The sequence below is a fragment of the Microlunatus sp. GCM10028923 genome, from assembly GCF_042666975.1.
Taxonomy (GTDB): Bacteria; Actinomycetota; Actinomycetes; order Propionibacteriales; family Propionibacteriaceae; genus Microlunatus.
The window spans coordinates 17,901-39,204 of record NZ_JBHTFF010000018.1; the positions used below are offsets into that span (position 1 = coordinate 17,901).

Annotated in this window: 19 protein-coding genes; 9 read left to right on the forward strand and 10 right to left on the reverse strand. The window is 71.8% G+C overall.

What is annotated here, in order from left to right:
• Positions 1 to 52: 52 nt before the first annotated feature.
• Both ACFQU4_RS32125 and ACFQU4_RS32130 read left to right on the forward strand, forming a co-directional pair.
• Complete coding sequence (locus ACFQU4_RS32125) at positions 53 to 640, forward strand: transglutaminase family protein (RefSeq protein WP_377500073.1); 588 nt, start codon at positions 53 to 55, stop codon at positions 638 to 640.
• A 28-nt stretch (positions 641 to 668) separates the two neighbouring features.
• Entirely contained in the window at positions 669 to 3,812 is a 3,144-nt protein-coding gene (locus tag ACFQU4_RS32130) for a BTAD domain-containing putative transcriptional regulator (protein WP_377500075.1), read from the forward strand.
• On the opposite strand, the gene ACFQU4_RS32135 is transcribed toward ACFQU4_RS32130, so the two are convergent.
• A complete protein-coding gene (locus ACFQU4_RS32135) occupies positions 3,793 to 4,629 on the reverse strand; it encodes a DUF4097 family beta strand repeat-containing protein (protein ID WP_377500077.1) in 837 nt (278 codons plus the stop codon). The two genes, ACFQU4_RS32130 and ACFQU4_RS32135, sit on opposite strands and share 20 nt — an antisense overlap.
• A 140-nt stretch (positions 4,630 to 4,769) precedes the next feature.
• Here ACFQU4_RS32135 and ACFQU4_RS32140 point away from each other — a divergent pair, with 140 nt between their 5' ends.
• Positions 4,770 to 5,540 carry a class I SAM-dependent methyltransferase gene (locus tag ACFQU4_RS32140; protein WP_377500079.1) on the forward strand — a complete coding sequence of 257 codons (771 nt, stop codon included), beginning with the start codon at positions 4,770 to 4,772 and terminating at the stop codon, positions 5,538 to 5,540.
• Here the strand turns inward: ACFQU4_RS32140 and ACFQU4_RS32145 are convergent, their stop codons facing one another.
• The gene (locus ACFQU4_RS32145; protein WP_377500081.1) at positions 5,541 to 6,095 is read right to left on the reverse strand and encodes a hypothetical protein; all 555 of its coding nucleotides are present in this window, start codon (positions 6,093 to 6,095) and stop codon (positions 5,541 to 5,543) included.
• 90 nt (positions 6,096 to 6,185) lie between these two features.
• Here ACFQU4_RS32145 and mshA point away from each other — a divergent pair, with 90 nt between their 5' ends.
• The 3 genes from mshA to ACFQU4_RS32160 are packed head-to-tail and all read left to right on the forward strand — an operon-like array spanning position 6,186 to position 8,702.
• Entirely contained in the window at positions 6,186 to 7,442 is a 1,257-nt protein-coding gene (gene mshA / locus ACFQU4_RS32150) for a D-inositol-3-phosphate glycosyltransferase (RefSeq protein WP_377500083.1), read from the forward strand.
• The gene (locus tag ACFQU4_RS32155) at positions 7,439 to 7,906 is read left to right on the forward strand and encodes an NUDIX hydrolase (protein ID WP_377500085.1); all 468 of its coding nucleotides are present in this window, start codon (positions 7,439 to 7,441) and stop codon (positions 7,904 to 7,906) included. Before mshA ends, ACFQU4_RS32155 begins: the two co-directional genes overlap by 4 nt.
• Positions 7,907 to 7,961: 55 nt before the next feature.
• On the forward strand, positions 7,962 to 8,702 hold the full coding sequence (locus ACFQU4_RS32160) for a peptidylprolyl isomerase (protein WP_377500087.1): 741 nt from the start codon (positions 7,962 to 7,964) through the stop codon (positions 8,700 to 8,702).
• Between the two features lie 5 nt (positions 8,703 to 8,707).
• Here the strand turns inward: ACFQU4_RS32160 and ACFQU4_RS32165 are convergent, their stop codons facing one another.
• Positions 8,708 to 9,370, reverse strand: a complete 663-nt coding sequence (locus tag ACFQU4_RS32165) for a VOC family protein (RefSeq protein WP_377500089.1) — start codon at positions 9,368 to 9,370, stop codon at positions 8,708 to 8,710.
• A gap of 36 nt (positions 9,371 to 9,406) precedes the next feature.
• The gene (locus tag ACFQU4_RS32170) at positions 9,407 to 11,191 is read right to left on the reverse strand and encodes a glycoside hydrolase family 15 protein (protein ID WP_377500091.1); all 1,785 of its coding nucleotides are present in this window, start codon (positions 11,189 to 11,191) and stop codon (positions 9,407 to 9,409) included.
• 108 nt (positions 11,192 to 11,299) lie between these two features.
• Here ACFQU4_RS32170 and ACFQU4_RS32175 point away from each other — a divergent pair, with 108 nt between their 5' ends.
• Entirely contained in the window at positions 11,300 to 11,791 is a 492-nt protein-coding gene (locus ACFQU4_RS32175; RefSeq protein WP_377500093.1) for a hypothetical protein, read from the forward strand.
• Between the two features lie 128 nt (positions 11,792 to 11,919).
• Here the strand turns inward: ACFQU4_RS32175 and ACFQU4_RS32180 are convergent, their stop codons facing one another.
• The 3 genes from ACFQU4_RS32180 to ACFQU4_RS32190 form a co-directional block, all read right to left on the reverse strand.
• Complete coding sequence (locus ACFQU4_RS32180; RefSeq protein WP_377500095.1) at positions 11,920 to 14,880, reverse strand: bifunctional [glutamine synthetase] adenylyltransferase/[glutamine synthetase]-adenylyl-L-tyrosine phosphorylase; 2,961 nt, start codon at positions 14,878 to 14,880, stop codon at positions 11,920 to 11,922.
• Positions 14,881 to 14,929: 49 nt separating this feature from the next.
• Entirely contained in the window at positions 14,930 to 15,373 is a 444-nt protein-coding gene (locus ACFQU4_RS32185; protein WP_377500097.1) for a hypothetical protein, read from the reverse strand.
• A gap of 109 nt (positions 15,374 to 15,482) precedes the next feature.
• Complete coding sequence (locus tag ACFQU4_RS32190; RefSeq protein ID WP_377500099.1) at positions 15,483 to 15,929, reverse strand: hypothetical protein; 447 nt, start codon at positions 15,927 to 15,929, stop codon at positions 15,483 to 15,485.
• 168 nt (positions 15,930 to 16,097) lie between these two features.
• Between ACFQU4_RS32190 and ACFQU4_RS32195 the strand changes: the two genes are divergently transcribed.
• Positions 16,098 to 16,859: an alpha/beta fold hydrolase gene (locus ACFQU4_RS32195; protein ID WP_377500101.1), complete on the forward strand. Its 762-nt coding sequence runs from the start codon at positions 16,098 to 16,100 to the stop codon at positions 16,857 to 16,859.
• Here ACFQU4_RS32195 and ACFQU4_RS32200 read toward each other — a convergent pair whose 3' ends face one another.
• Entirely contained in the window at positions 16,860 to 17,696 is an 837-nt protein-coding gene (locus ACFQU4_RS32200; protein ID WP_377500103.1) for an MBL fold metallo-hydrolase, read from the reverse strand.
• A gap of 121 nt (positions 17,697 to 17,817) precedes the next feature.
• On the opposite strand from ACFQU4_RS32200, the gene ACFQU4_RS32205 reads away from it, so the two are divergent.
• The gene (locus ACFQU4_RS32205) at positions 17,818 to 18,609 is read left to right on the forward strand and encodes a sterol carrier family protein (protein ID WP_377500105.1); all 792 of its coding nucleotides are present in this window, start codon (positions 17,818 to 17,820) and stop codon (positions 18,607 to 18,609) included.
• Positions 18,610 to 18,644: 35 nt separating this feature from the next.
• Here the strand turns inward: ACFQU4_RS32205 and ACFQU4_RS32210 are convergent, their stop codons facing one another.
• Both ACFQU4_RS32210 and ACFQU4_RS32215 read right to left on the reverse strand, forming a co-directional pair.
• Entirely contained in the window at positions 18,645 to 19,910 is a 1,266-nt protein-coding gene (locus tag ACFQU4_RS32210) for a glucarate dehydratase family protein (RefSeq protein ID WP_377500107.1), read from the reverse strand.
• 28 nt (positions 19,911 to 19,938) lie between these two features.
• Positions 19,939 to 21,276: a glutamine synthetase family protein gene (locus tag ACFQU4_RS32215; protein ID WP_377500109.1), complete on the reverse strand. Its 1,338-nt coding sequence runs from the start codon at positions 21,274 to 21,276 to the stop codon at positions 19,939 to 19,941.
• Positions 21,277 to 21,304 lie beyond the last annotated feature (28 nt).

A 21,304-nucleotide genomic window follows, 5' to 3' on the forward strand; every position in this document is an offset into this window, starting at 1 on the left:
GCCTGCCGGAAGGCACCCTGGTCAGCCGATATTCGGCAGTTACGCTCGACGAATGATCTTGAACGCTGATCCCGCGGTGGACTATCTCGGCCTGGACGCCGTGATCGACGGTGATCATCCGCGCGTCGCCGGCCTCGGCGCCGAGCTGCGCGCCGGGCACCCGGATGATCACGCGTTCGCCCGGGCCGCGTTCGAGTTCGTCCGCGACGAGGTCGCGCATTCCTTCGACGCCGGCGATCCGAGGGTCTCCGTGACCGCGTCGGAGACCCTCGCCCACGGCGTCGGACTCTGCTACGCAAAGTCGCACCTGCTGGCCGCGTTGCTCCGCGGCCAGGGTGTCCCGACCGCGCTCTGTTACCAGCGGCTGTCCGACGACGGCAGCAGCCACGTCGTGCACGGGCTGGTCGCGATCAAGCTCGACGGAGCCTGGCACCGGCAGGATCCGCGCGGCAACACCAACGGGATCGACGCCCAGTTCTCGCTGACCGGCGAGCGGCTGGCCTGGCCGGTGCGGCCGGAACTGGGTGAGCGCGACGACCCGCGGCTGCACGCCGCACCGTTGCCGTCCGTGATCACGACGCTCCGTTCCACCGACGACATCCTGCGGCTGCGGCACGGCGGGCTGCCCGCGGACTTCTGACGTCGGCCGGACGTGGGAGGATCGGCCGGTGCAGATCGGCATGTTGGGCCCCTTCGAGGTGCGCGCGGACGACGGTACGGTCGCTGACGTCCCGGGCGCCCGGCTGCGCGGCCTGCTGATCGCCCTCGCGCTCGAACCGGGCCGGGTCGTCGGCAAGGCCACCTTGATCGACTGGATCTGGGGCGAGGAACCGCCGGCCGACGCCTCGAATGCCTTGCAGCGCTTGGCTTCCCGGCTCCGCAAGGTGCTGCCCGGTGGTGCGATCGAGGGCCAGGCCGGCGGCTACCGGCTGGTCGTCGATCCGGAGATCGTGGACGCCGTACGGTTCGAGCGGCTGTTGGTGCGGGCCCGCCAGCAGGACGGTTCGGAGCGGGTCCGGTTGTTGCGGGAGGCGCTCGGACTGTGGCGCGGCGGGCCGATGCAGGACGTCGGGCTGGAGGACAGCGAGGCCTTCGACGCCGCCGTGACCAGGCTCGAAGGGCTGCACCGCTCGGCGACGGAGGAACGCTACGTCGCGGAGGTCGCGGCCGGCCACGGCGCCGAACTGATCCCGGAACTGACCGAGGCCGTCGCCGCCGATCCGCTGCGGGAGCGGCTGACCGCCGCCCTGATCCGGGCCCTGGTCGCCGCCGGTCGCGACTCCGAGGCCCTGCTCGCGTACGAACGCACCCGGGAGGCCCTGGCCGACACGCTCGGCGCCGACCCGTCGGCCGAACTCTCCGCCCTCCACGTCGCCCTGCTGCGCGGCGAGCTGACCCGGCCGGTGGAGACCCGGAAGACCAACGTCAGGGCCGAACTGAGCACCTTCGTCGGCCGCGAGCCGGACCTGGCCGCCGTCCGTTCCATGATCACGAAGCACCGGCTGACGACGCTGATCGGACCCGGCGGCTCGGGCAAGACCCGGCTGGCCTCGGAAGCCGCACGGGACCTGGTCGGCGACCTCCCGGACGGCGTCTGGCTGGTCGAGTTCGCCCCGCTCGGTACGGACGGCGACGTGGCACAGACCGCGCTCGCCGCACTCGGCCTGCGCGACGCCCTGGCCGGTACGGCGACGACGACGGACCCGGTGGAGGGCCTCGTCACCGCACTCCGGGAGCGCGAGATGCTGCTGATCCTGGACAACTGCGAGCACGTGATCGAACCGGTCGCGGCGCTCGCCGAACGCCTGCTCGGCGAATGCCGGCGGCTGCGGATCCTGGCCACCAGCCGGGAGCCGCTCGGCATCACCGGCGAGGCCCTGTGGTCGGTCGAACCGCTGTCCATGCCCGCCGATGCCGACCCACGCACGATCGCCGAGGCGCCGGCCGTCCGGCTGCTGCGGGACCGGGCCGGAGCGGTCCGGCCGGACCTCGAGGTCGACGAGCACGCCCTGGCGACGATGGTCCGGATCTGCCGTGCGCTGGACGGGATGCCGCTGGCCATCGAGCTGGCCGCGGCCCGGCTGCGCACGATGTCCCTGGTCCAGCTGGCCAACCGGCTGGACGACCGGTTCCGGCTGCTCACCGGCGGCAGCCGGACCGCGCTGCCTCGGCACCGGACCCTGCGGGCCGTCGTCGACTGGAGCTGGGAGCTGCTCAGCGAGGCCGAGCGTACGGTGCTCCGCCGGCTCTCGATCTTCTCCGGCGGCGCGACCCTTGAGGCCGCCGAGCAAGTCTGCGACGGCGGGGCCGTCGAGGCCGATGCCGTGCTCGAACTGCTGACCTCCCTGGCCGAGAAGTCGCTGCTGGTCACCGCGGGCGGCGACGCGACGCGCTACCGGATGCTCACCACGATCCGGGAGTACGCGCGCGACCGGCTGGACGAGGCCGGCGAGACCGACGCGACCCGGCTGGCCCACCTCACGTACTTCACCGAGCTCGCCGAAACCGCCGAACCGCACCTGCGCCGGGCCGAACAGCTCGAGTGGCTCGCTATCCTCCGGGCCGACCACGAGAACCTCAGCGCCGCCCTGCGCGGCGTGATCGCGGCCGGTGATGCGGCGGCGGCGATGCGGCTGGCCGCCGCCACCGGTTGGTACTGGTGGCTCGGCGGTCGACGCGGCGAAGGCCTGGACCTGCTGATCGCCGCGGCCTCGCTGCCGGGTGACGTGCCCGATGTCACCCGCGCGCTGGCGTACGGCATGGTCGTGTTGTTCGTGACCTCCGGGCCGGGCGACGAGCAGATCGGCGAGGAGTGGATCCGTAAGGGCTACGGTGTCAGCCAGCAGGCCGCCGGGGTCCACCCGCTGCTCGATTTCGCGAATCCGCTGATGCGGTTGCTCGACGCGCCGGAGGAAGCACCGGCCGCGTTCGAGTCGTTGCTGAACAGCAAGGACCCCTGGGTACGGGCGATGGGCCGCTGGCAGGGCGCCAAGATGCGCTCCGTCCGCGGTCAGGACTGGCCTCAGGAGGAGGCCTGGCTGGAACAGGCGCTGGCCGACTTCCAGAAGCTGGGCGAACGATTCGGGACCTACCTGACCCTGTCCGAACTGGCATCCCTGCTGGCCCGGCGCGGCGACTTCGCCGCCGCCACCGCCCGCCTCGATCAGGCCGTCGTGCCGCTCGCCGAGATCGGCGCCGTCGAGGACGTCATCGAAGTGCGCACCCAGCAGGCCGTGCTGTACCGGCTGGCCGGTGACACTGCCGCGTCGGCCGCGGCGCTCGCCGTCGCGGAGCGGAGCGCGAAGGGAGTGACCTGGCCGTACGCCCTGGTCGGGCTCGCCCAGGCGAAGGCCGAGCTGGCCCGGCTGGACGGCGACGCCGCCGAGGGCCGCCGGCAGCTCGAGATCGCCACCGCGCTGCTCGGTGATGCCGCCCACGGGCCGAACATCCGGCTGCAGATGCAGGACCTGCTCGGCTACCTGGCCGAGGACGTCGAGGAGTCGCGGCAGCATCGGGCGGCGGCGCGGCAGGCGGCGGTCGAGGCGGGTGGGCCACCGCAGATCGGCCGGATGCTGGTGGGGGTCGCGGACCTGGCGCTTCGGCTCGGCCAGCACGAACAGGCGGCCCGGTTGCTCGCGGCGGCCGACACCGTCCGCGGCTCGTCGGACCGGTCCCGGTCGGACGCGGCCCGGATCAAGGAGACGGTACGGCGCCACCTCGGCGACGCGCGGTTCGCCGAGGTGACGCGGGAGGGGACGCTGGCGGACTGGTCCGAGCTGGCCGACGCCACGCTCAGCCCGCCCGCCGGATGACGATGTCGCCGCGCCGGCTCCGGGCGTCGACCGTGACCAGGTCGGCCCCAGCGGTGCCGAACGCGGTGCTGATCGAGTTCCGTACGGTTCCGTACATGCTCTCGGCCCGTTCCAGCCGGACCTCGGCGCCGGTCCCGACGCCGACCTCGATGTTGCCCGAGGCGTTCGTCAGGAACGCGTGGCCCTGACTCATCCGGCCGATCTTGATCACCGCGTCGCCGCCCACCAGCGCGGTCACGCTGGCCTCGGCCCGGCCGATCTCGAAGCCGCCGCTGCTGTTGGTGAGGTCGAGGTCGCCGGCCGCCGCACCGATCCAGACCTTGCCCGAGGAGCCGATCAGCTTCACGGCACCGCCGGCCTCGCCGATCTTGACTGAGGCCGAACCGCCCTGGATCGTGGCCCGGCCGGCGATCCGGCCGACCTCGAGTTCGCCGGCGGCCAGGCTGGCCCGGAGGTCGTCGATCCGGTCCAGCTGGACCCGTCCGGAGGAGAGATTGACCTCGGTGCTGCCGAGCGGGCCGCGGGTCTGCAGGCTGGCGTACGCCTCGCTGTAGGCCAGGCTCGAACCGGCCGGCAGGTCGATCGTGATGACCACCGACCCGTCCCGGCCGCCCGGCTTCCGGGTCTTCACGGCCAGCTCACCGGCGGAGAACTCGACCGTGGTCCGGGCCGCCACCTGGGCATGCTTCGGGTTGGCCGGGTCGACCGGCACGACCCGGACCGCGGTGTCGGTGCGGTCGGTCGCGTTGATCATCACGTGGGCGCCGGCGACCTCGACGACGGCCTTGATCGGGCTGGGGGTGCTGAACGTGGTCATGATTCCTTCTCCTCCATCGGTGCTGCTGATGGGACCAGCGTCGGCGGGTCGCCTGCCACCCGCCTGACATCCGCCTGACACCGCCCCTGACAGCACGAAATCGGCTGGCGGGACGGCGCCGGTACGCCTACGGTCGCCGGATGGAGACCGCCGAGATCACCAGCCGGAACCGTGCCTACTGGGAGGCCATCGCAGCGGGCCGGACCGGCGAGCCGGTCGAGTTCTTCCGCGCCGGCGGCTGCGCGCTGGAGGACCGGGAGCTGGCCGCGATCGGCGACGTCACCGGACAGCGGACCCTGCATCTGGCCTGCTCGGTCGGCGACGAGGACCTCAGCCTGGCCCGGCTCGGGGCCGCCGAGGTGGTCGGCGTGGACATCTCGCCGACCCACCTGGCCACCGGGCGGGCCAAGGCGGCCGAACTCGGGCTGCGGGTCGACCTGCGCGAGGGCGACCTGACGGCGCTCGACCCGGCGCTGACCGGCTTCGACCTGGTCCTGATCTCCGGCGGCGGACTCTGCTGGGTGCCCGAGCTCGAACCGTGGGCGGCCACGGTCGCCGAGCGGCTGGTGCCCGGCGGCCGGCTGGTGATCAGCGAGCATCATCCGCTCTGGGAGGTTCTCACGGTCCGCGGCACCGGACAGCTCGCCGTGACCAGCGACTACCTGGACCCGCATCGCCCCGGCTACCACGATCCGCGCAAGGCACCGCGGGTGACCTGGGGCCGCACCGAGCCGCTGCCCGATCACACCAGCTTCGTCTGGTCCCTCGGCCGGGTGGTGACCGCGCTGCTCGGAGCCGGACTGGTCATCCGCTCGCTCGAGGAGTACGCGCAGCCGGAGCTGTACGACGGCCTCGGGCCGGCGGCGGACGCGCTGCCGGCCTGCTACCTGCTGGTGGCGGGCCGTCCCTGATCATCGGTCGTCGCCCCGGGGTCGCCGGCTCGGCGGGCCGGCCAGCCGTTCCCGGGCCGTCTGCTCCGCCTCGTCCTCCAGCTCCTCGGCGTCGAAGCCCTCGTCGTACAGCTCGTGGTGGCCGAGGTCGAGGTGGGCCAGCACATGGGCCAGGCCGAGGACCGCGTCGCCGGACCAGCCGGCCCGGTCGAAGTAGGCCTCGCGGCGGTCCAGGTCGATGATCTCGATGATCCCGTCGGGCAGCGGGGTCTCGGTGAAGTTCCAGTCCGGCCAGCGCTCCGCCGCCTCCTGGACCGGGTCGTAGCCGCGCGGCGGCACCCGCGGGTTCAGGCGCTCCGCCTCGTCGGGCCGGGTGAAGAAGTCGAGCAGGAAGGCATGCCGGGTCCGCCGTCGGCACACCTCGCACTTCAGGTCGATGGTGCACCGCTCGTCGGGCAGCCCGAGGTCGTCGATCCGGCCGCCGCCGGCGTAGCGTGCGCTGAACCGGCGCACCTCTCCGCAGACACAGCACAACGCGCGGAACTGTCCCGGCACCGGCCGCAGTTTGCTGATCATCGCCCACTCCTTCCCGACAAGCTCGCCGCCCCTGGCTCACCTGCTGGTCCCCAGTGTGGGCGATACCACTGACACCGTTAGCCTGGTGAGGTGCCGAGGAGCAGCCCGACGCCGGACCGGGTGGCGATGATCTCGCTGCACACCTCTCCCCTGGCGACGCCCGGAGTCGGCGACGCCGGTGGCCTCAACGTCTACGTCGCCGAGCTGGCGACCGCGCTCGGCCGGCAGGGCGTCGAGGTCGAGATCATGACCCGGCGGTCCGACCCGGCGACGCCCGAGCTGGTGCCGCTGGCCGAGCGGGTGACGGTCCGCCACCTCGCCGCCGGTCCGCCGGCCCCGGTCGCCAAGGAGCAGCTGCCCGGGCTGGTCGACGAGTTCGCCGCCTCGCTGCGGCCGCTCGCCGCCGGCTTCGACCTGATCCACTCCCACTACTGGCTGTCCGGCCTGGCCGCGCTGCGGCTCGACCAAGATCAACACCACGCTCCGGTACGCCCTCCGCTGGTGCACACCATGCACACGATGGCGCGGGTCAAGAACGCCGCCCTGGCAGACGATCAACAGGCCGAACCGGAGCCGCGGGCCGACGGCGAAGCCCTGATCGTCAAGACCGCCGAGGGACTGACCGCGAACACCGACGAGGAGTCGGCCGAGCTTCGTGATCACTACGGCGCCGACCCGGACCGGATCACGATCGTGCCACCCGGCGTCGATCTCGACGTGTTCCATCCGTGTTCGCAGCGCGAGTCCCGAGCCCTGCTCGACATCGACGCGGCCGCCGAGGTGATCTTGTTCGTCGGCCGGATCCAGCCGCTCAAGGCGCCGGACGTGCTGATCCGGGCCGTCGCCGAGTTGATCAAGCAGCAGCCGGGCCGTCGGGACCGGCTGAAGTTGATCATCATCGGCAGCCCGTCCGGCCCCGACCGGGACTGGGCCGACACGCTGCCCGGCCTGGCGGATTCCCTGCAGGTCGGCGCAGTGGTGGAGTTCCGGCCGCACTCGGAACGGCTCGAGCTGTATCGCTGGTACTGCGCCAGTGACATCGTCGCCGTACCGTCGCACAACGAGTCGTTCGGCCTGGTCGCGCTGGAGGCGCAGGCCTGCACCCGGCCGGTGGTCGCCGCCGAGGTCGGCGGGCTGCGGCATGCCGTGGCGGACGGCCGGACCGGCATCCTGGTGGCCGGGCACGGGCCGGAGGACTGGGCCGCCGCGCTCGGGTCGCTGCTCGATGATCATGACCGCGCGGTACGGCTCGGCCGGGCCGGCATCGATCATGCCCGCGGGTTCAGCTGGGACGCGTCGGCCGAGGCGACCCTGGTGGCGTACCGGAAGGCGATGATCACCCGATGACCGACGTCCCGACCCAGCGGCGCACCGCGGTCCGGGTGCTGCCGATCGACGGCGACGACCGGGTGCTGCTGCTGCACGGCTTCGACCCGGCCCGGCCCGCGGAGCCGTACTGGTTCACCGTGGGCGGCGGCCTCGAACCCGGCGAGACCCCGGTCCTCGCCGGCGCCCGCGAACTGGCCGAGGAGGTCGGCCTGACCGTCACCCCGGACCGGCTGGTCGGCCCGCTCGCCGAGGCGACCATCGAGTTCTGGTTCGACTCGGTCCGCTACCTGCAGCAGCAGACCTACTACGCCGTCCGGGTCGCCCCGGAGCCGATCACGTTCGCCGGCCAGGACGAGATCGAACACGCCACGATCGACTCCCACGCCTGGTTCTCCGCCGCCGACCTGGCCGGCACGACCGATCCGGTCTATCCCGATGATCTTGCCGACCTGCTCGCCCGCGGGATCGCCGCCCTCGCCTGACCGGCGAAAGCCTGCGTACACTGCGGGAATTCACCGACGTCCAAGGGAGGGCGCCATGCGGAGGTTTCTGCGGGGTCTCGTTGTCATGATCATGGTCGCCGCAGTGAGTGCGATCGCCCCGCCGGCGCAGGCCGAGCCACAGCCACCACCCGGGGCCGAACCGACCCAGGGCGCCTGCGGCTTCGCGCAGCTGGCGGACCAGACCTACTCGACCTGGGTCGGGTTGCCGCCGGATCCGCGGCGCACCCCCGATCGCGGGACGATGCGGGTCACCCTGCGGACCGAGCACGGCGACGTCCGGCTGGAGCTCGACCGGAGCCTGGCGCCCTGCACGGTGCAGTCGTTCCTGTTCCTGCTGCATCAGAAGTACTTCGACGGCACCTCCTGCCATCGGCTGACCGCGTACCGGACGCCGCCGGCCGCGCTGTCGGTGCTGCAGTGCGGCGACCCGCTCGGCACCGGCTGGGGCGATCCCGGCTACAGCTTCGCCGACGAGTTGGACTCCGCGCAGGCGCTCGACCCGTGGCCCGGAACACCGGACCGGCGCAACTACCGGCGCGGCACGCTGGCCATGGCGAACGCCGGCCCGGACACGAACGGCAGCCAGTTCTTCCTGGTCTACTCCGATTCCCGGCTGCGTCCGGACTACACGGTGTTCGGCCGGGTCACCGAGCAGGGTCTCGCAGTGTTGGACAAGATCGCCGCCGGCGGGATCGACCCGGGCGCCGAGGGGACGCCGGAGGACGGCGCACCCGCGCTGGGCGTGACGATCGAACGGGCCAAGCTCGGCCGCTGAGCCGATCAGGGACGGAAGACGCAGAACTCGTTGCCCTCCGGGTCGGCCAGCACGTCCCAGGCGATCTCGCGGTCGGCCGGACGGAGCAGCCGGGCGCCGGCGTCGAGGAACTCCTGGGTGACGCCGACGACGTCCCAGTGCACCCGATTCTTCACGGTCTTCGGCTCGGGCACCTCGGCGAACACCATCGGACAGGGCAGGCCGCCGCCCTCGATCGCCCACACCGGCTGATCGGCTTCCTGCTGCGGCTGCAAGCCGAACCGATCGCCCCACCAGGTGCAGATCGCCAGCGGGTCGGTGCCGTCGATCGCCAGCTCGTGGAGCCGGTAGCCGTCCAGCTGGTCGGGCTCGCGGACGAAGGCGTCGAACTCGTTGCCCTCCGGATCGACCATGATCGTCCACGGGTGACTCTGATCAAGGACCCGGGCGCCGCGCTCGACCAACTCCTCGATCGATGACGTGTTGACGTCGAAGTGGACCCGGTTCTTCACCGAGTGCGGTTCCGGCACCTCGTTGACCCAGACGGTACGTTCCGGACGATCACCGGTCAGCAGCAGATTGTTCGTACCACGAGACTCCGGCCGCAGGCCGAGGGCCGAAGCCCAGAAGGACTGCAGCCGGGCCGGGTCACGTGCGTCGATGCAGAGGTCCTTGAACGTCGCCATCATGATCAGCACCTTACAAGGAGCAGCCGCGATTCATGATCAACGGACCGGCGGATGGTGTCCGGTGATCGCGTCGGCGGCCCGGACCAGGGCCAGGTGGGACAGGGCCTGTGGCGTGTTGCCGGCCTGGCGCCGGCCGTCCGGGTCGTACTCCTCGCTGAGCAGACCAAGATCATTGGCGAACGAGAGCAGCCGGTCCATCAGGGCCTGGGCGTCCTTCGCCCGGCCGGTCCGCGCGTACTGCTCGACCAGCCAGAAGGAGCAGGCCAGGAACGGGTACTCGCCCGGCGGCAGGCCGTCGACCCCCTCCTCGGTCCGGTACCGGTGGACCAGGCCGTCGTTGATCAACTCCGCCTCGATCGCGGCCACCGTCGCCAGCATCCGGGGATCGTCCGGCGCGCAGAACCCGACCTGGGGCAGTTGCAGGAGGGCCGCGTCGACGCCGCGACCGCCGTAGTACTGGGTGAAGCAGCCCCGTTCATGATCGACTCCGTCCCGTTCGATCTCGGCCCGCAGCTCGTCCCGGATCCGGCGCCACTCCGCCACCGGGCCGGTCAGCCCGTGATCTTCGACGGCCCGTACGCCGCGGTCGAAGGCGGCCCAGGTCATCACCGCCGAGTGGGTGAACCGTCGCGGCGCACCGCGGATCTCCCAGATCCCCGAGTCCGGCCGGCCGAGGGTGGCCCGGGCCCGGTCCAGCAGTGCCCGCTGCAGCGGCCAGGCGTGACCCGGATGCGGGATGCCGCTGCGCAGGCTGAGATCCAGGGCGACCATCACCTCGCCGATCACGTCGGCCTGATATTGATCAACGGCGCCGTTGCCGACCCGGACCGGCACCGACCCGGCGTAGCCGGGCAGCCAGGGCAGCTCCCGCTCCGGCAGGTCCCGCTCGCCGGCGAGCCCGTACATGATCTGGATGTCCTCCGGATCGCCGGCGACGGCGCGCAGCAGCCAGTCCCGCCAGGCCACCGCCTCGGCCGAATAGCCGTGGGCCAGCAGGGCTTCCAGGGTGAGCGCGGCATCGCGCAGCCAGCTGAAGCGGTAGTCCCAGTTCCGCGGCCCGCCGAACGCCTCGGGCAGGGACGTGGTCGCGGCCGCGACGATCCCGCCGGTCTCGACATGGGTCAGGGCGCGCAGCACCAGCAGCGAGCGCTGTACCGGGGCCAGATAGTGCTGGTGCGGGTCGGCGCCGCAGTCGGACCGGTCGGCCCAGGAGGTCCACCAGTGCTCGGTCCGGGCCAGCTCGGCGTCGACGTCGACCGGCTCCGGCGGTTGCTCGTACGAGGGATGCCAGGCCAGCGTGAAGTCGTACCGGTCCCCGGCGCCGACCCGGAACTCGCCGCGATGCCGATGCCCGTGCGCGACCGGCAGCGGGTCGCCGCGGAGCAGCAGTGCGTCCGGACCGGCCGCGGCGAGCAGCCCGCCGGCGGCGCGCCGGACCCAGGGCAGTGCCTCGGCGTAGCCGAACCGGAAGGCCAGGTCCTGGGCCAGCTCGACGCTGCCGGAGACGCCTTCGACCCGCCGGATCACCTGTGGGTACGGGGATCCGACCGGCATCAGGTCGGTCAGCCGGGCCACCCCGGACTCCGTCTCGAACGTCGTCTCCAGCACGAACGTGTCGCCCCGGTAGCGCCGCTGCACCTCGGCCGGCCCGGTCGGCGCGATCTGCCAGCGTCCGTGCTCCGGCGTGCCGAGCAGCGCGGCGAACACGGACGGCGAGTCGAACCGCGGCAGGCACAGCCAGTCGATGCTGCCGTCCCGGCCCACCAGCGCGGCCGTCCGGCAGTCCCCGATCAACGCGTAGTCCTCAATCGGCAACGGCATGCCGGCCAGTCTGGCAGTGTTGGGTGAGGGGGACGACCCCCTTCAGATCCCCCGCCCCGCCCCGCTCCGCGAACGGACAGGCGCTGACAGTTCGCTTAGGGTGGGCCAATGCGCAGCGCAGTCGGGATCTCCGGGCTGATCCTCGCCGCGGTCGCCCTGGTCGGCTGCACGGCGATGGAGCCGAAGGCCTGCACGGCGATCGGCAGTGTCCCGGGGGTCGGCGTGACCATCGACAAGGCCGCCGCGACGGGCGTCGACGGGCTCCGGCTGGAGGTCTGCTGGAAGGGCGATCCGTGCAGGGACGCCGAGGTCGAGCTGCAGCCCGGCACCGACACGGTCGATCAGGGCTGCGACGGCGACGACCCGGACTCGACCTGCTCCGCGAGCGCCGTACCGAACGGGACCCTGGTCGGCTTCGCCCAGATCGAAGGCCTCCCGTCCGGACCGATCGACGTCACCGCCATCGTGATCAAGGGAACGAAGCCGCAGCCGGAGAGCAAGGCCACCGTGATGGCCGCCGTCACCCACCCGAACGGCCCCGACTGCCCCGCCGGCGCCAACCAGGCCAAGATCACGATCGACGCCGACGGCATCCGCTAGCCCCGGGATTCTCTCGCCGTGCCCGGGTCGGTCGCCGCCTTCCCTCCGCCACTCCGGCCCTCACCGACTGGGCACAAGCGCAGCAACACGCCGTCAGAAGGGCTGCTTTTGTGCCCGGTCGGCGTTGGTCAGGGGGTGGAGTTCCAGAACAGGCGGTCGACGACGGCGCGGGCTCGCCGGGTGAGCCGGCGGTATTCGGCTTCGAGGTGGGACGACTCGTTGCGGCCGTACCCCATCAGGGTGGCCAGGGCGGCCAGTTCCCGGGTGTCGGAGGGCAGCGAGTCGGAGCCGCGGCCGCGGAGCAGCATCAGCTGGTTGCGGACCTGACTGGCGAAGAGCCAGGCCTGCCGCAGTGCGTCCGCGTCGTCGGCCAGGATCAGCCCGGCCCGCTCGGCGGCTTCCAGCGCGGCCAGGGTACGGGCGGTCCGCAGTGACGGCTCGGTACCGGCGTGCTGGAGCTGGATCAGCTGTACGGTCCACTCGACGTCGGCCAGCCCGCCCGGGCCGAGCTTGGTGTGCTTGGCCGGGTCCGCGCCGCGCGGCAGCCGCTCCGACTCGACCCGCGCCTTGAGCCGCCGGATCTCCAGCAGCTGGGCGTCGGTCAGCCCGTCCGCCGGCCAGCGACGAAGATCGATCTCGGCCAGCAGGGCCTGCCCGAGTTCATGATCACCGGCCAGCGCGTCGGCCCGGATCAGGGCCTGCAGCTCCCAGGTCGACGACCACTGCCGGTAGTACTTCTGGTAGGCCGACAGGGATCTGATCAAGGGGCCCTGCTTGCCCTCCGGACGCAGCGCGGCGTCGATGATCAAGGACGGATCGACGCCCGGCTTGGCCAGCAGGTCCCGCAGCGCACTGATCACGGCGACCGCCCGGTCGGTCGCACCGGGGTCGGCGCTGTCCGCCATGACGAACATGGTGTCCGCGTCCGAGGCGTACGAGAGCTCCCGGCCACCCCAACGCCCCATCGCGATCAGGGCGATCTCCGGAACCTCCCCGGTGATCGAATTCCGGGCCACCGCGAGGGCGACGTCGATCGTCGCCGCGGCCAGCCCGGTCAGCGCCTCGCCGACCGTCTCGACGTCGTTCACCCCGAGCAGGTCGCCGGCCGCGATCCGGAACAGCTCCCGCCGGCGGATCGCCCGGATCGCCTCGACGGCGGACCGCGGCGTCTCGTGCCGGCCGGCGGCGGCGCGCATCTCGGCCCGAAGATCATCGCCGGGGCGTGGCGTCAGGGCGGTGTCGTCGGCCAGCATCTGTACCGTCTGCGGCGACCGGGTGAGCAGCTGCACCGCGTACCGGCTGGAGGCGAGGATCCGCGCCAGCCGTTCCGCCATCAGGCCCTCGTCGCGCAGCGCCCGCAGATACCACGGGGTGGAGCCGAGTGCCTCCGACACCTGCCGGAACGCGAGCAGACCATGATCGGGATTGGGTCCCTCGGCGAACCAGCCCAGCATCGCCGGCAGCAGCTGGCGCTGGATCTCGGCCGACCGGGAGACGCCCTGACTGAGCGCCGCGATGTGCCGCAGCGCCGCGTCCGGGTCCGCATAGCCGAGCGCCCGGAGCCGGTCGACGGCCGCGTCAGTGGTCAGCCGGAGCGCCGAGGACGGGATCCGCGCCACGGCGTCCAGCAGCGGCGAGTAGAAGATCCGCTGGTGCAGCCGCCGCACCTGCCGGCTGTACGAGCGCCAGGTGCTGAGCAGCGTCGCGACCGGGTCGGCATAGCCGAGCGAGCGGCCGAGCCGGCGCAGGTCGTCGTCGGCCTGCGGCAGCACATGGGTGCGGCGCAGCCGGTAGAGCTGGATCCGGTGTTCCAGCGCGCGCAGGAAGCGGTACGCCTCGTCCAGCCGGCGGCCGTCCTCGCGGCCCACGTACCCGTTGTCGATCAGCGCCTGCAGCGACGGCAGCGTCGCCCGGGTACGCAGCCGCTCGTCGGCACGGCCGTGCACCAGTTGCAGCAACTGGACCGAGAACTCGACGTCGCGCAGCCCGCCCTCGCCGAGCTTCAGCTCCCGTTCGGCGTCCCGGGCCGGGATCAGGTCGACCACCCGGCGTCGCATCGCCTGGGTGTCGGCGATGAAGTTCTGCCGCTCACCGGCCCGCCAGACCAACGGCGTGACCAGGTCGACGAACTCCTGCCCCAACGCCAGGTCGCCGGCGCTCGGCCGGGCCTTGAGCATGGCCTGGAACTCCCAGGTCTTGGCCCACTTCTCGTAGTAGCCGCGATGACTGGTCAGCGACCGGACCAGCTGGCCGGCCTTGCCCTCCGGCCGCAGCGCCGCGTCCACCGGCCAGATCGTCCCGGCCGCGGTGTGCGCGGAGCAGATCCGGCTCAGCTCGGACGCCAGCTGGGTCGCGATCATGATCGCCCGGTCGGTGCTGATCATGGGTTCGCCGGCGTCGTCCAGGGCCGGCTCGGCGACGTACAGGACGTCCACATCGCTGACGTAGTTGAGTTCCTGGGCACCGCACTTGCCGAGCGCGATCACCGCGATCCGGCACAGCAGGGCGTCCGGGCCGACCTTGGCCCGGGCCACGGCGAGGGCGCCCTCGAGGGTCGCGTCGGCCAGGTCGGCCAGCTCACCGGCGATGTCGTCGACCACCGCGGTCGGGTCGTCGGCGGTCAGGTCGCGGGCCGCGATCCGCAGCACCGCGGTCCGGTACGCCGTCCGCAGCAGGTCACCCGTCAGGTCGGTGGCGACCGGCACCGTTGCGGCCGGGTCGGCGCCGACCGCGGTCAGCAGCTCCGCGCGCAACTCCGCCGCCGGCACCCGGCCGGCCGGGCCGCCCAGCCGGTCGAACCGGTCCGGGTGGGCGACCAGGTCGTTGGCCAGGGTGGCGCTGGCACCGACCACCGCGATCAGCCGGCGGGCCGGTTCCGGCCGCTCGATCAACCGGTCCAGCACCTGCGGATCGGCGTCCCGCAACCGGTCCAGCGCGGCCAGGGCGTGGTCCGGGTCCGCGGCGCCGGAGATCAGCTCCAGCAGCGGCGCGTACCGCTCGTCCCAGCCGCCGAGAATCCTGACCGCCGACTCGGCGGCGGTGAAGCCCCGCCGCGCGAGCGCCCCCTCGCGCGTTTCGATCCGTGCCACACCCCGACCCTACTGGCCCGGGACGGGCGGTCCGGCCGGGCGCCGCCGGTCAGGAGAGCCCGGAGGCCCAGGGCGAGCAGTTGTCGCCCGGCAGGCTCTTGTAGCCCCGGCAGATCATGATCTTGACCCCGCGTTCCTCCGGAACGTCGTACTGCCCCGAGTCGCCGGACCGAAGGTTGAGGTTCGCGTAGCCGTCGGTGACCACGAACCGGTCCTCGTCCACGAGCGGCGGCTTGTGGCCCTCGGGCGCTCCGCCGTAGAACTTGACGTAGGCCACCGCGGCGTCGCCGTCGGAGGCGTTGTCGTAGACCTGCAGCGTCTCGCCCTCCGGCCCGGCGTGCTTGAAGACGGCCTTGTAGGCGCCGTGCCGGGCGGTGGCGTTGGTCCCCGGATCCTCGTCCGCGTGGCTCGGCAGGGCCGTCACCATGGCCAGGGCGGGGATCGCGACCAGCGCCGCTCCCCCCGCGGCGATCCGGCCGATCAGCTTGCGCATGTTGTTCTGCCTTCCTGTCGCACCGAGCGTCGGTCGCCCGGCCGGATCCACCGTCACACGGGCCGCTATAGCGGCGTTATGGTCCCGCTATGGCACGAGCCGGACGGAGTCAGGCCGTCGCCCACTCCCACGGCGAGCAGTTGTCGCCCGGGATCTCCTTGACGCCACGGCACACCATGATCTCCACCGGGGTGCCCTCGCCGACGTCGTACGATCCCGAGTCGCCGTCGCGCAGATTGAAGCGGTCGTAGCCCGTGGTCACCACCAGCTTGTCCGTGTCCTTGACCGGCGAACCGACCGGCGGCCAGGGCCGCTTGAGGTAGAACTTCACGTAGGCCGCGGCGGCGTCGCCGTCTCCGGATGAAGAGTCGAACACCTCCAGCGTCTCGCCCTTGCTCCCCGTGTGGTGGAAGACGGCCTTGTAGTTGCCGTGCCGTACGGTCTCGTTCGAGCCCCTCGTCTCTGCCTGGCTCGGCACGGCCGTCACCATGGCCAGGGCCGGGATCGCGACCAACGCCGCTCCCCCAGCGACGATCCGACCGATCAACGTGCGCATCTGGTTCTGTCCTCCTGTCCACCGGGGCGCCGGTCGCCCCGATCGGTGCCACGATCACAGGGCCCGCTATCGCGGCGTTATGGCGCCGCTATCGGCGCGGGCGATGAGTTCCGGCGGCGAGCGGAGTCGATACCGTCGAACACAGAACCGCGGAACGGAAGGCACCCCATGACGCACGGCAGTTACGCCTCGGTCAACGGCATCGAGCTCTACTACGAGATCCACGGCGCGGAGCACGACGGCCCGCCGCTGATCATGCTGCACGGCGGCGTGCTGACCTTCCACCTGAGCTTCGACCCGCTGCTGCCGGGGCTGACCGCCGACCGGAAGGTGATCGGCGTCGAGCTGCAGGGACACGGCCACACCGCCGCGGCGGCCGACCGGCCGTTCTCGATCCGGCAGTGCGCCGAGGACGTGATCGCGCTGCTGGACCACCTCGGTCTCGACCAGGCCGACCTGCTCGGCTACAGCCTGGGCGGGCTGACCGCGACCGAGGTCGCCGTGCTGGCCCCGGACCGGGTCCGGCGGGTCGTGCTGGCGGCGACGCACTTCCGTCCCGACGCCTACTACCCGGAGATCACCGCGCCCGAGCAGGACTCGCCGCGGCTGCCGACCGAGGCCGACTTCGCCGCGATGAAGACCGCCTACGACGAGGTCGCCCCCAACCCCGACGACTTCTTCCCTTTCCTGGAACGGATCCAGCCGGCCGTGCACGACTTCGAGCCGTGGACGGCCGAGCAGCTCGGCCGGCTCACGATGCCGGTGTTGATCATCATCGGCGACACCGACTTCATCCGGCTGGAGCACGCGGTCGAGATGAAGCAGACGCTGCCGAACGCGCAACTGGCCATCCTGCCCGGCACCCCCCACATGCGGGTCGTCTCCGACCCGGAGCTGGTGCTGCCGATGATCAAGCCGTTCCTGGCCTGATCAGATGCGGCGGGCCCGGCGTGGCAGGGCGGTGATCGCGTCCGGCGGCACCTGCTCGCCGGCGGCCCGGCGCGGCAGCGAGGCGACCCCGATCCGGGCCAGGTCGACGGTCAGGCCCGGCCGGGCCATCTGGACGCTCTCCAGGCCCTCGGCCCGGGCGGTCGCCAGCGCATGATCGGCGGACGCGGTCGGCCACAGGTGGGTCAGCACGGTCAGCTGCGGCCGGGCGATCGAGGCCTGCCGGGCCACCTGCCGCACCGTGCAGAGGTACGGCGCGTCGCCGCCCGGCACCTGGTCGACATAGGTCGCCTCGGCCAGGTAGACGTCGGCGTCCCGGGCCAGTTCGATCCGGGCGGCGCAGTCGCCGCTGTCCCCCGTGTACGCCAGCACGTCGCCGTCCGCCTCCAGCCGGTAGCCGAGGTTGGTGGCGTGGTGCGGCAGCGTCCGGGCCCGGACCCGGATCGGACCGATCCGGACCGAGCCGCCGTCGGCCAGCGCGTTCAGTTCGACGCCGCGCCGGACGACCCGTACCGGATCAAGATCAAGAATGCGCTGCAGGGCGCCCTCCGGCGCGTACACCGGCAGCACCGGCGGCCGTTCGTCGCCGAGCACCCGGGCCCGCAGCAACGGGTTCAGGTCCGCGCAGTGATCGGGATGCGCGTGGCTGATCAAGACGGCGTCGATGTCGCCGGCGCGGCACTCCTCGAGCAGCCGGGGGAAGATCGCGTAGCCCGGGTCGATCAGGATCGTGGTGTCCTCGTGCCGGACCAGGTAGCCGCTGCAGCCCGCGGTGGCAGTGGGCCATGCCCCGCTGCCACCTAAGACCGTCAACTTCACTCTCTACACCTGCCGACCCATCAAGTCCCCGTCGCCCAGCGCACTATAACCCGCAGGCACCGCCGATCCCGGGGACGCCGCGCGCCGTGGCCGGAACGCGACTGATGCTAACGTCACCGCCGTGGCCGGCCCGAAAACCCAACCAGAGCAGCACATGCTGGACCAGGCCCGGATCATCCGGGACTGGCTGTCCGAGCTCTCCGCAGCGGACTTCGACAACCCGACGGTGCTCGACGCCTGGGATGTACGGACCTTGACGGGGCATCTGGTCGGCGTCCTGAGCCGGCTCACCGAGGCACTGCGCCAGCCGTCCCGGCAGCCGGCCGTACCTGTGCACGAACTGGTCCGGCGGTACCGGCGCGACGTGGCGATGATCATGAACTGGACCGAACAGCTGACCGGCGACCATCCGGGGCCCGAGCTGGTCCGCCGGCTCGGCACGGCCATCGACGAAGCCGCGGCGGCGCTGCAGCCCGGCACCGTGCTGCCGAAGGTGATCATGACGCCGCGCGGCCCGGGCCGCACCAGCGAGTTCGTCGCGACCCGGATCGTCGACCTGGTCGTGCACGCCGATGATCTTTCCCGGTCGTTCCCGGACCGGCCTCCGATCGCCTCGGTCAAGCCGGCGGTCGCGGTCTGCACCCGTACCCTGGCAGGGATTCTGGCCGCCCAGCAGCCGGGCCGGTCGATCGAGGTGCGGGTGCCGCCGTACGCGGCGGTGCAGTGCGGGATCGGCGAGCCGGGGCCGACCCACACCCGCGGCACTCCGCCGAACGTCGTCGAGACCGACCCGGTCACCTTCCTCCGGTTGGCCACCGGGAGGCTGGCCTGGGCCGAGGCGTTGGCCGGCGGGCGGGTCAGCGCGTCCGGGCAGCGGGCCGACCTGAGTCCGGCGCTTCCCGTACTCAGCTGACCCGCACTGACCTGACCCCGAGCCGACACCTTGGCTCAGAACCGCGGCAGCGTCGGGTCGTAGTCCGGCTGTACGCGGCGCAGGTAGGACGTGTCGTCCCGCTTGGTTCGCCCGGAGGCAAGGAAATCCTCGTGCCGCGCGGCGAGCGCGTCCGGGTCGAGCTCGACACCGAGGCCCGGCCCCTCCGGAATCGCCAGCGCGCCGTCGGCGAACTGCAACGGCCCGTTCTTGATCACGTCGGCGTCGCTGTTCCACGGGTAGTGCGTGTCGCAGGCGTAGCCGAGGTTGCGGATCGCCGCGCCGAGATGGGTCATCGCGGCCAGCGAGATGCCCAGGTGCGAGTTGGAGTGCATCGAGATGCCGAGCCCGAACGTCTCGCAGATCGCCGCCAGCTCGAGGCTGTGCCGCAGCCCGCCCCAGACGTGGTGATCGGAGAGCACCACCCCGACCGAACCCTTCGCGACCGAACCCGGGACGTCCTCGAAGCCGATCACGCACATGTTCGTGGCCAGCGGCATCGACACCTGCTTCGCCACCTCGGCCATCCCGTCCTGGCCGAGCGTCGGATCCTCGAGATACTCGAGCTCCTCGGCCAGCGCCTCGCCGACCATGATCGACGTCGGCACCGTCCAGGCGCCGTTCGGGTCGATCCGCAACGGCATCCCCGGGAACGCCTCGGCCAGCGCCTTGATCGCCGCGATCTCCTGCTCCGGCGGGAACACCCCGGCCTTGAGCTTGATCGACTCGAACCCGTACCGGTCGATCATGAGCTTGGCCTGGGCCACCACTCCGGCCGGATCCAGGGCCGGACCCCAGTCGTCGGTGATCACTCCACTGCCGTCAAGATCAGGATGCTCGGCCCACTTGTAGAACAGGTACGCGCTGTACGGCACGGAGTCCCGGACCGGCCCGCCGAGCAGGTCGCAGACCCGGACCCCGAGCAGCTTGCCCTGCGCGTCCAGGCAGGCCACCTCGATCGGCGAGAACACCGCCCGGGCCGCCCGGGACGGCATCCCGATGAAGCCGCCGCCGATGCCGGGACGATCACCGAGCACCGCGTCGATCCGGCGCTCGATCTCGCCGGTGGCGAAGACATCGCAGCCGATCACCGCCTCTCGGACCTTGAGCAGTTCCTCGGTCCGGGTGGTACCGCCGGTGCACTCGCCGAGCCCGACGGTGCCGTCGGCCAGCACCACCTGGACGATGCAGCGCAGCGCCAGCGGTTCGTGGACGCCCCACGAGTTCAGCAGGGGCGGGTCGCGGAACGCGATCGGCGTGACGACGACATCGTTGATCAACATCCGAGGACCCCCATGAGACGAAGCAAGATCAGAGCACCGGCAGCAGCCGCTGAAGTTCGATCGGCGTCACCTGGCGCCGGTACTCCTCGAACTCGGCCCGCTTGTTGCGCAGGAAGAAGTCGAACACGTGCTCACCGAGGGTGTCGGCGACCAGTTCGGAGTTCTCCATCGCCCGGATGGCCTCGTCCAGGTTGCGCGGCAGCGGCTCGATCCCGAGCGCCTGCCGTTCCCGCTCGGTCAGCGACCAGACGTCGTCCTCCGCGCCCTCCGGCAGCGGGTACTCGCCCTCAATGCCGGCCAGCCCCGCGGCCAGGGTCAGCGCGAAGGCCAGGTACGGGTTGCAGGCCGAGTCGAGCGACCGCAGCTCGACCCGGGCCGACGCGCCCTTGTTCGGCTTGTACATCGGGACCCGGACCAGCGCCGACCGGTTGTTGCGGCCCCAGCAGATGTAGTTCGGCGCCTCGCCGCCGCCGGCCAGCCGCTTGTACGAGTTCACCCACTGGTTCGTCACCGCGGTGATCTCGCTGGCGTGCCGGAGCAGCCCGGCGATGAAGTGCCGGGCCACCTTGGACAGGTGGTACTCGGCGCTGGCGTCGTAGAAGGCGTTGTTGTCGCCCTCGAACAGCGACACGTGGGTGTGCATGCCGGAGCCGGGATGCTCGGTGAACGGCTTCGGCATGAAGGAGGCGTGGATGCCCTGGGACAGCGCCACCTCCTTGACCACCACGCGGAACGTCATCAGGTTGTCGGCCGTGGAGAGCGCGTCGGCGTACCGAAGATCGATCTCCTGCTGCCCCGGGCCGCCCTCGTGATGGGAGAACTCGACCGAGATCCCCATCTGCTCGAGCATCGTGATCGCCCGGCGCCGGAAGTCGCTGCCGGTGCTCTGCGGGGTGTGATCGAAGTAGCCGGACTGGTCGACCGGGACCGGCGGCCGGTCCGCCGGCAGCGGGTCGTTGAACAGGAAGAACTCCACCTCGGGGTGGGTGTAGAACGTGAACCCGAGATCGGCCGCGCGCTGCAGGGCCCGCTTGAGCACGTACCGCGGATCGGCGTACGACGGCGACCCGTCCGGCATCGTGATGTCGCAGAACATCCGCGCCGTCGCCGGGTTGGCGTCCCGCCAGGGCAGGATCTGGAACGTCGACGGATCCGGCCGCGCCACCATGTCGGACTCGTACACCCGGGCGAACCCCTCGATCGCCGAGCCGTCGAACCCGATCCCCTCGCTGAACGCCCCCTCCAACTCGGCCGGGGCGATCGCGACCGACTTGAGAAAACCGAGCACATCGGTGAACCACATCCGGACGAACCGGACATCCCGCTCCTCGATCGCACGAAGTACGAACTCGGTCTGCTTGTCCATAGCCTGAGTCTGCCTGTCGTGATGTAAC

Coding starts and splice junctions, on each gene's coding strand:
- ACFQU4_RS32145 (WP_377500081.1), bottom strand. CDS start 6,095: ATGATCAGCAAACTGCGGCCGGTGCCGGGACAGTTCCGCGCGTTGTGC.
- ACFQU4_RS32165 (WP_377500089.1), bottom strand. CDS start 9,370: ATGATGGCGACGTTCAAGGACCTCTGCATCGACGCACGTGACCCGGCC.
- ACFQU4_RS32190 (WP_377500099.1), bottom strand. CDS start 15,929: ATGCGCACGTTGATCGGTCGGATCGTCGCTGGGGGAGCGGCGTTGGTC.
- ACFQU4_RS32170 (WP_377500091.1), bottom strand. CDS start 11,191: ATGCCGTTGCCGATTGAGGACTACGCGTTGATCGGGGACTGCCGGACG.
- ACFQU4_RS32125 (WP_377500073.1), top strand. CDS start 53: ATGATCTTGAACGCTGATCCCGCGGTGGACTATCTCGGCCTGGACGCC.
- ACFQU4_RS32175 (WP_377500093.1), top strand. CDS start 11,300: ATGCGCAGCGCAGTCGGGATCTCCGGGCTGATCCTCGCCGCGGTCGCC.
- ACFQU4_RS32140 (WP_377500079.1), top strand. CDS start 4,770: ATGGAGACCGCCGAGATCACCAGCCGGAACCGTGCCTACTGGGAGGCC.
- ACFQU4_RS32195 (WP_377500101.1), top strand. CDS start 16,098: ATGACGCACGGCAGTTACGCCTCGGTCAACGGCATCGAGCTCTACTAC.
- ACFQU4_RS32155 (WP_377500085.1), top strand. CDS start 7,439: ATGACCGACGTCCCGACCCAGCGGCGCACCGCGGTCCGGGTGCTGCCG.
- ACFQU4_RS32135 (WP_377500077.1), bottom strand. CDS start 4,629: ATGACCACGTTCAGCACCCCCAGCCCGATCAAGGCCGTCGTCGAGGTC.
- ACFQU4_RS32215 (WP_377500109.1), bottom strand. CDS start 21,276: ATGGACAAGCAGACCGAGTTCGTACTTCGTGCGATCGAGGAGCGGGAT.
- ACFQU4_RS32210 (WP_377500107.1), bottom strand. CDS start 19,910: ATGTTGATCAACGATGTCGTCGTCACGCCGATCGCGTTCCGCGACCCG.
- ACFQU4_RS32185 (WP_377500097.1), bottom strand. CDS start 15,373: ATGCGCAAGCTGATCGGCCGGATCGCCGCGGGGGGAGCGGCGCTGGTC.
- ACFQU4_RS32160 (WP_377500087.1), top strand. CDS start 7,962: ATGCGGAGGTTTCTGCGGGGTCTCGTTGTCATGATCATGGTCGCCGCA.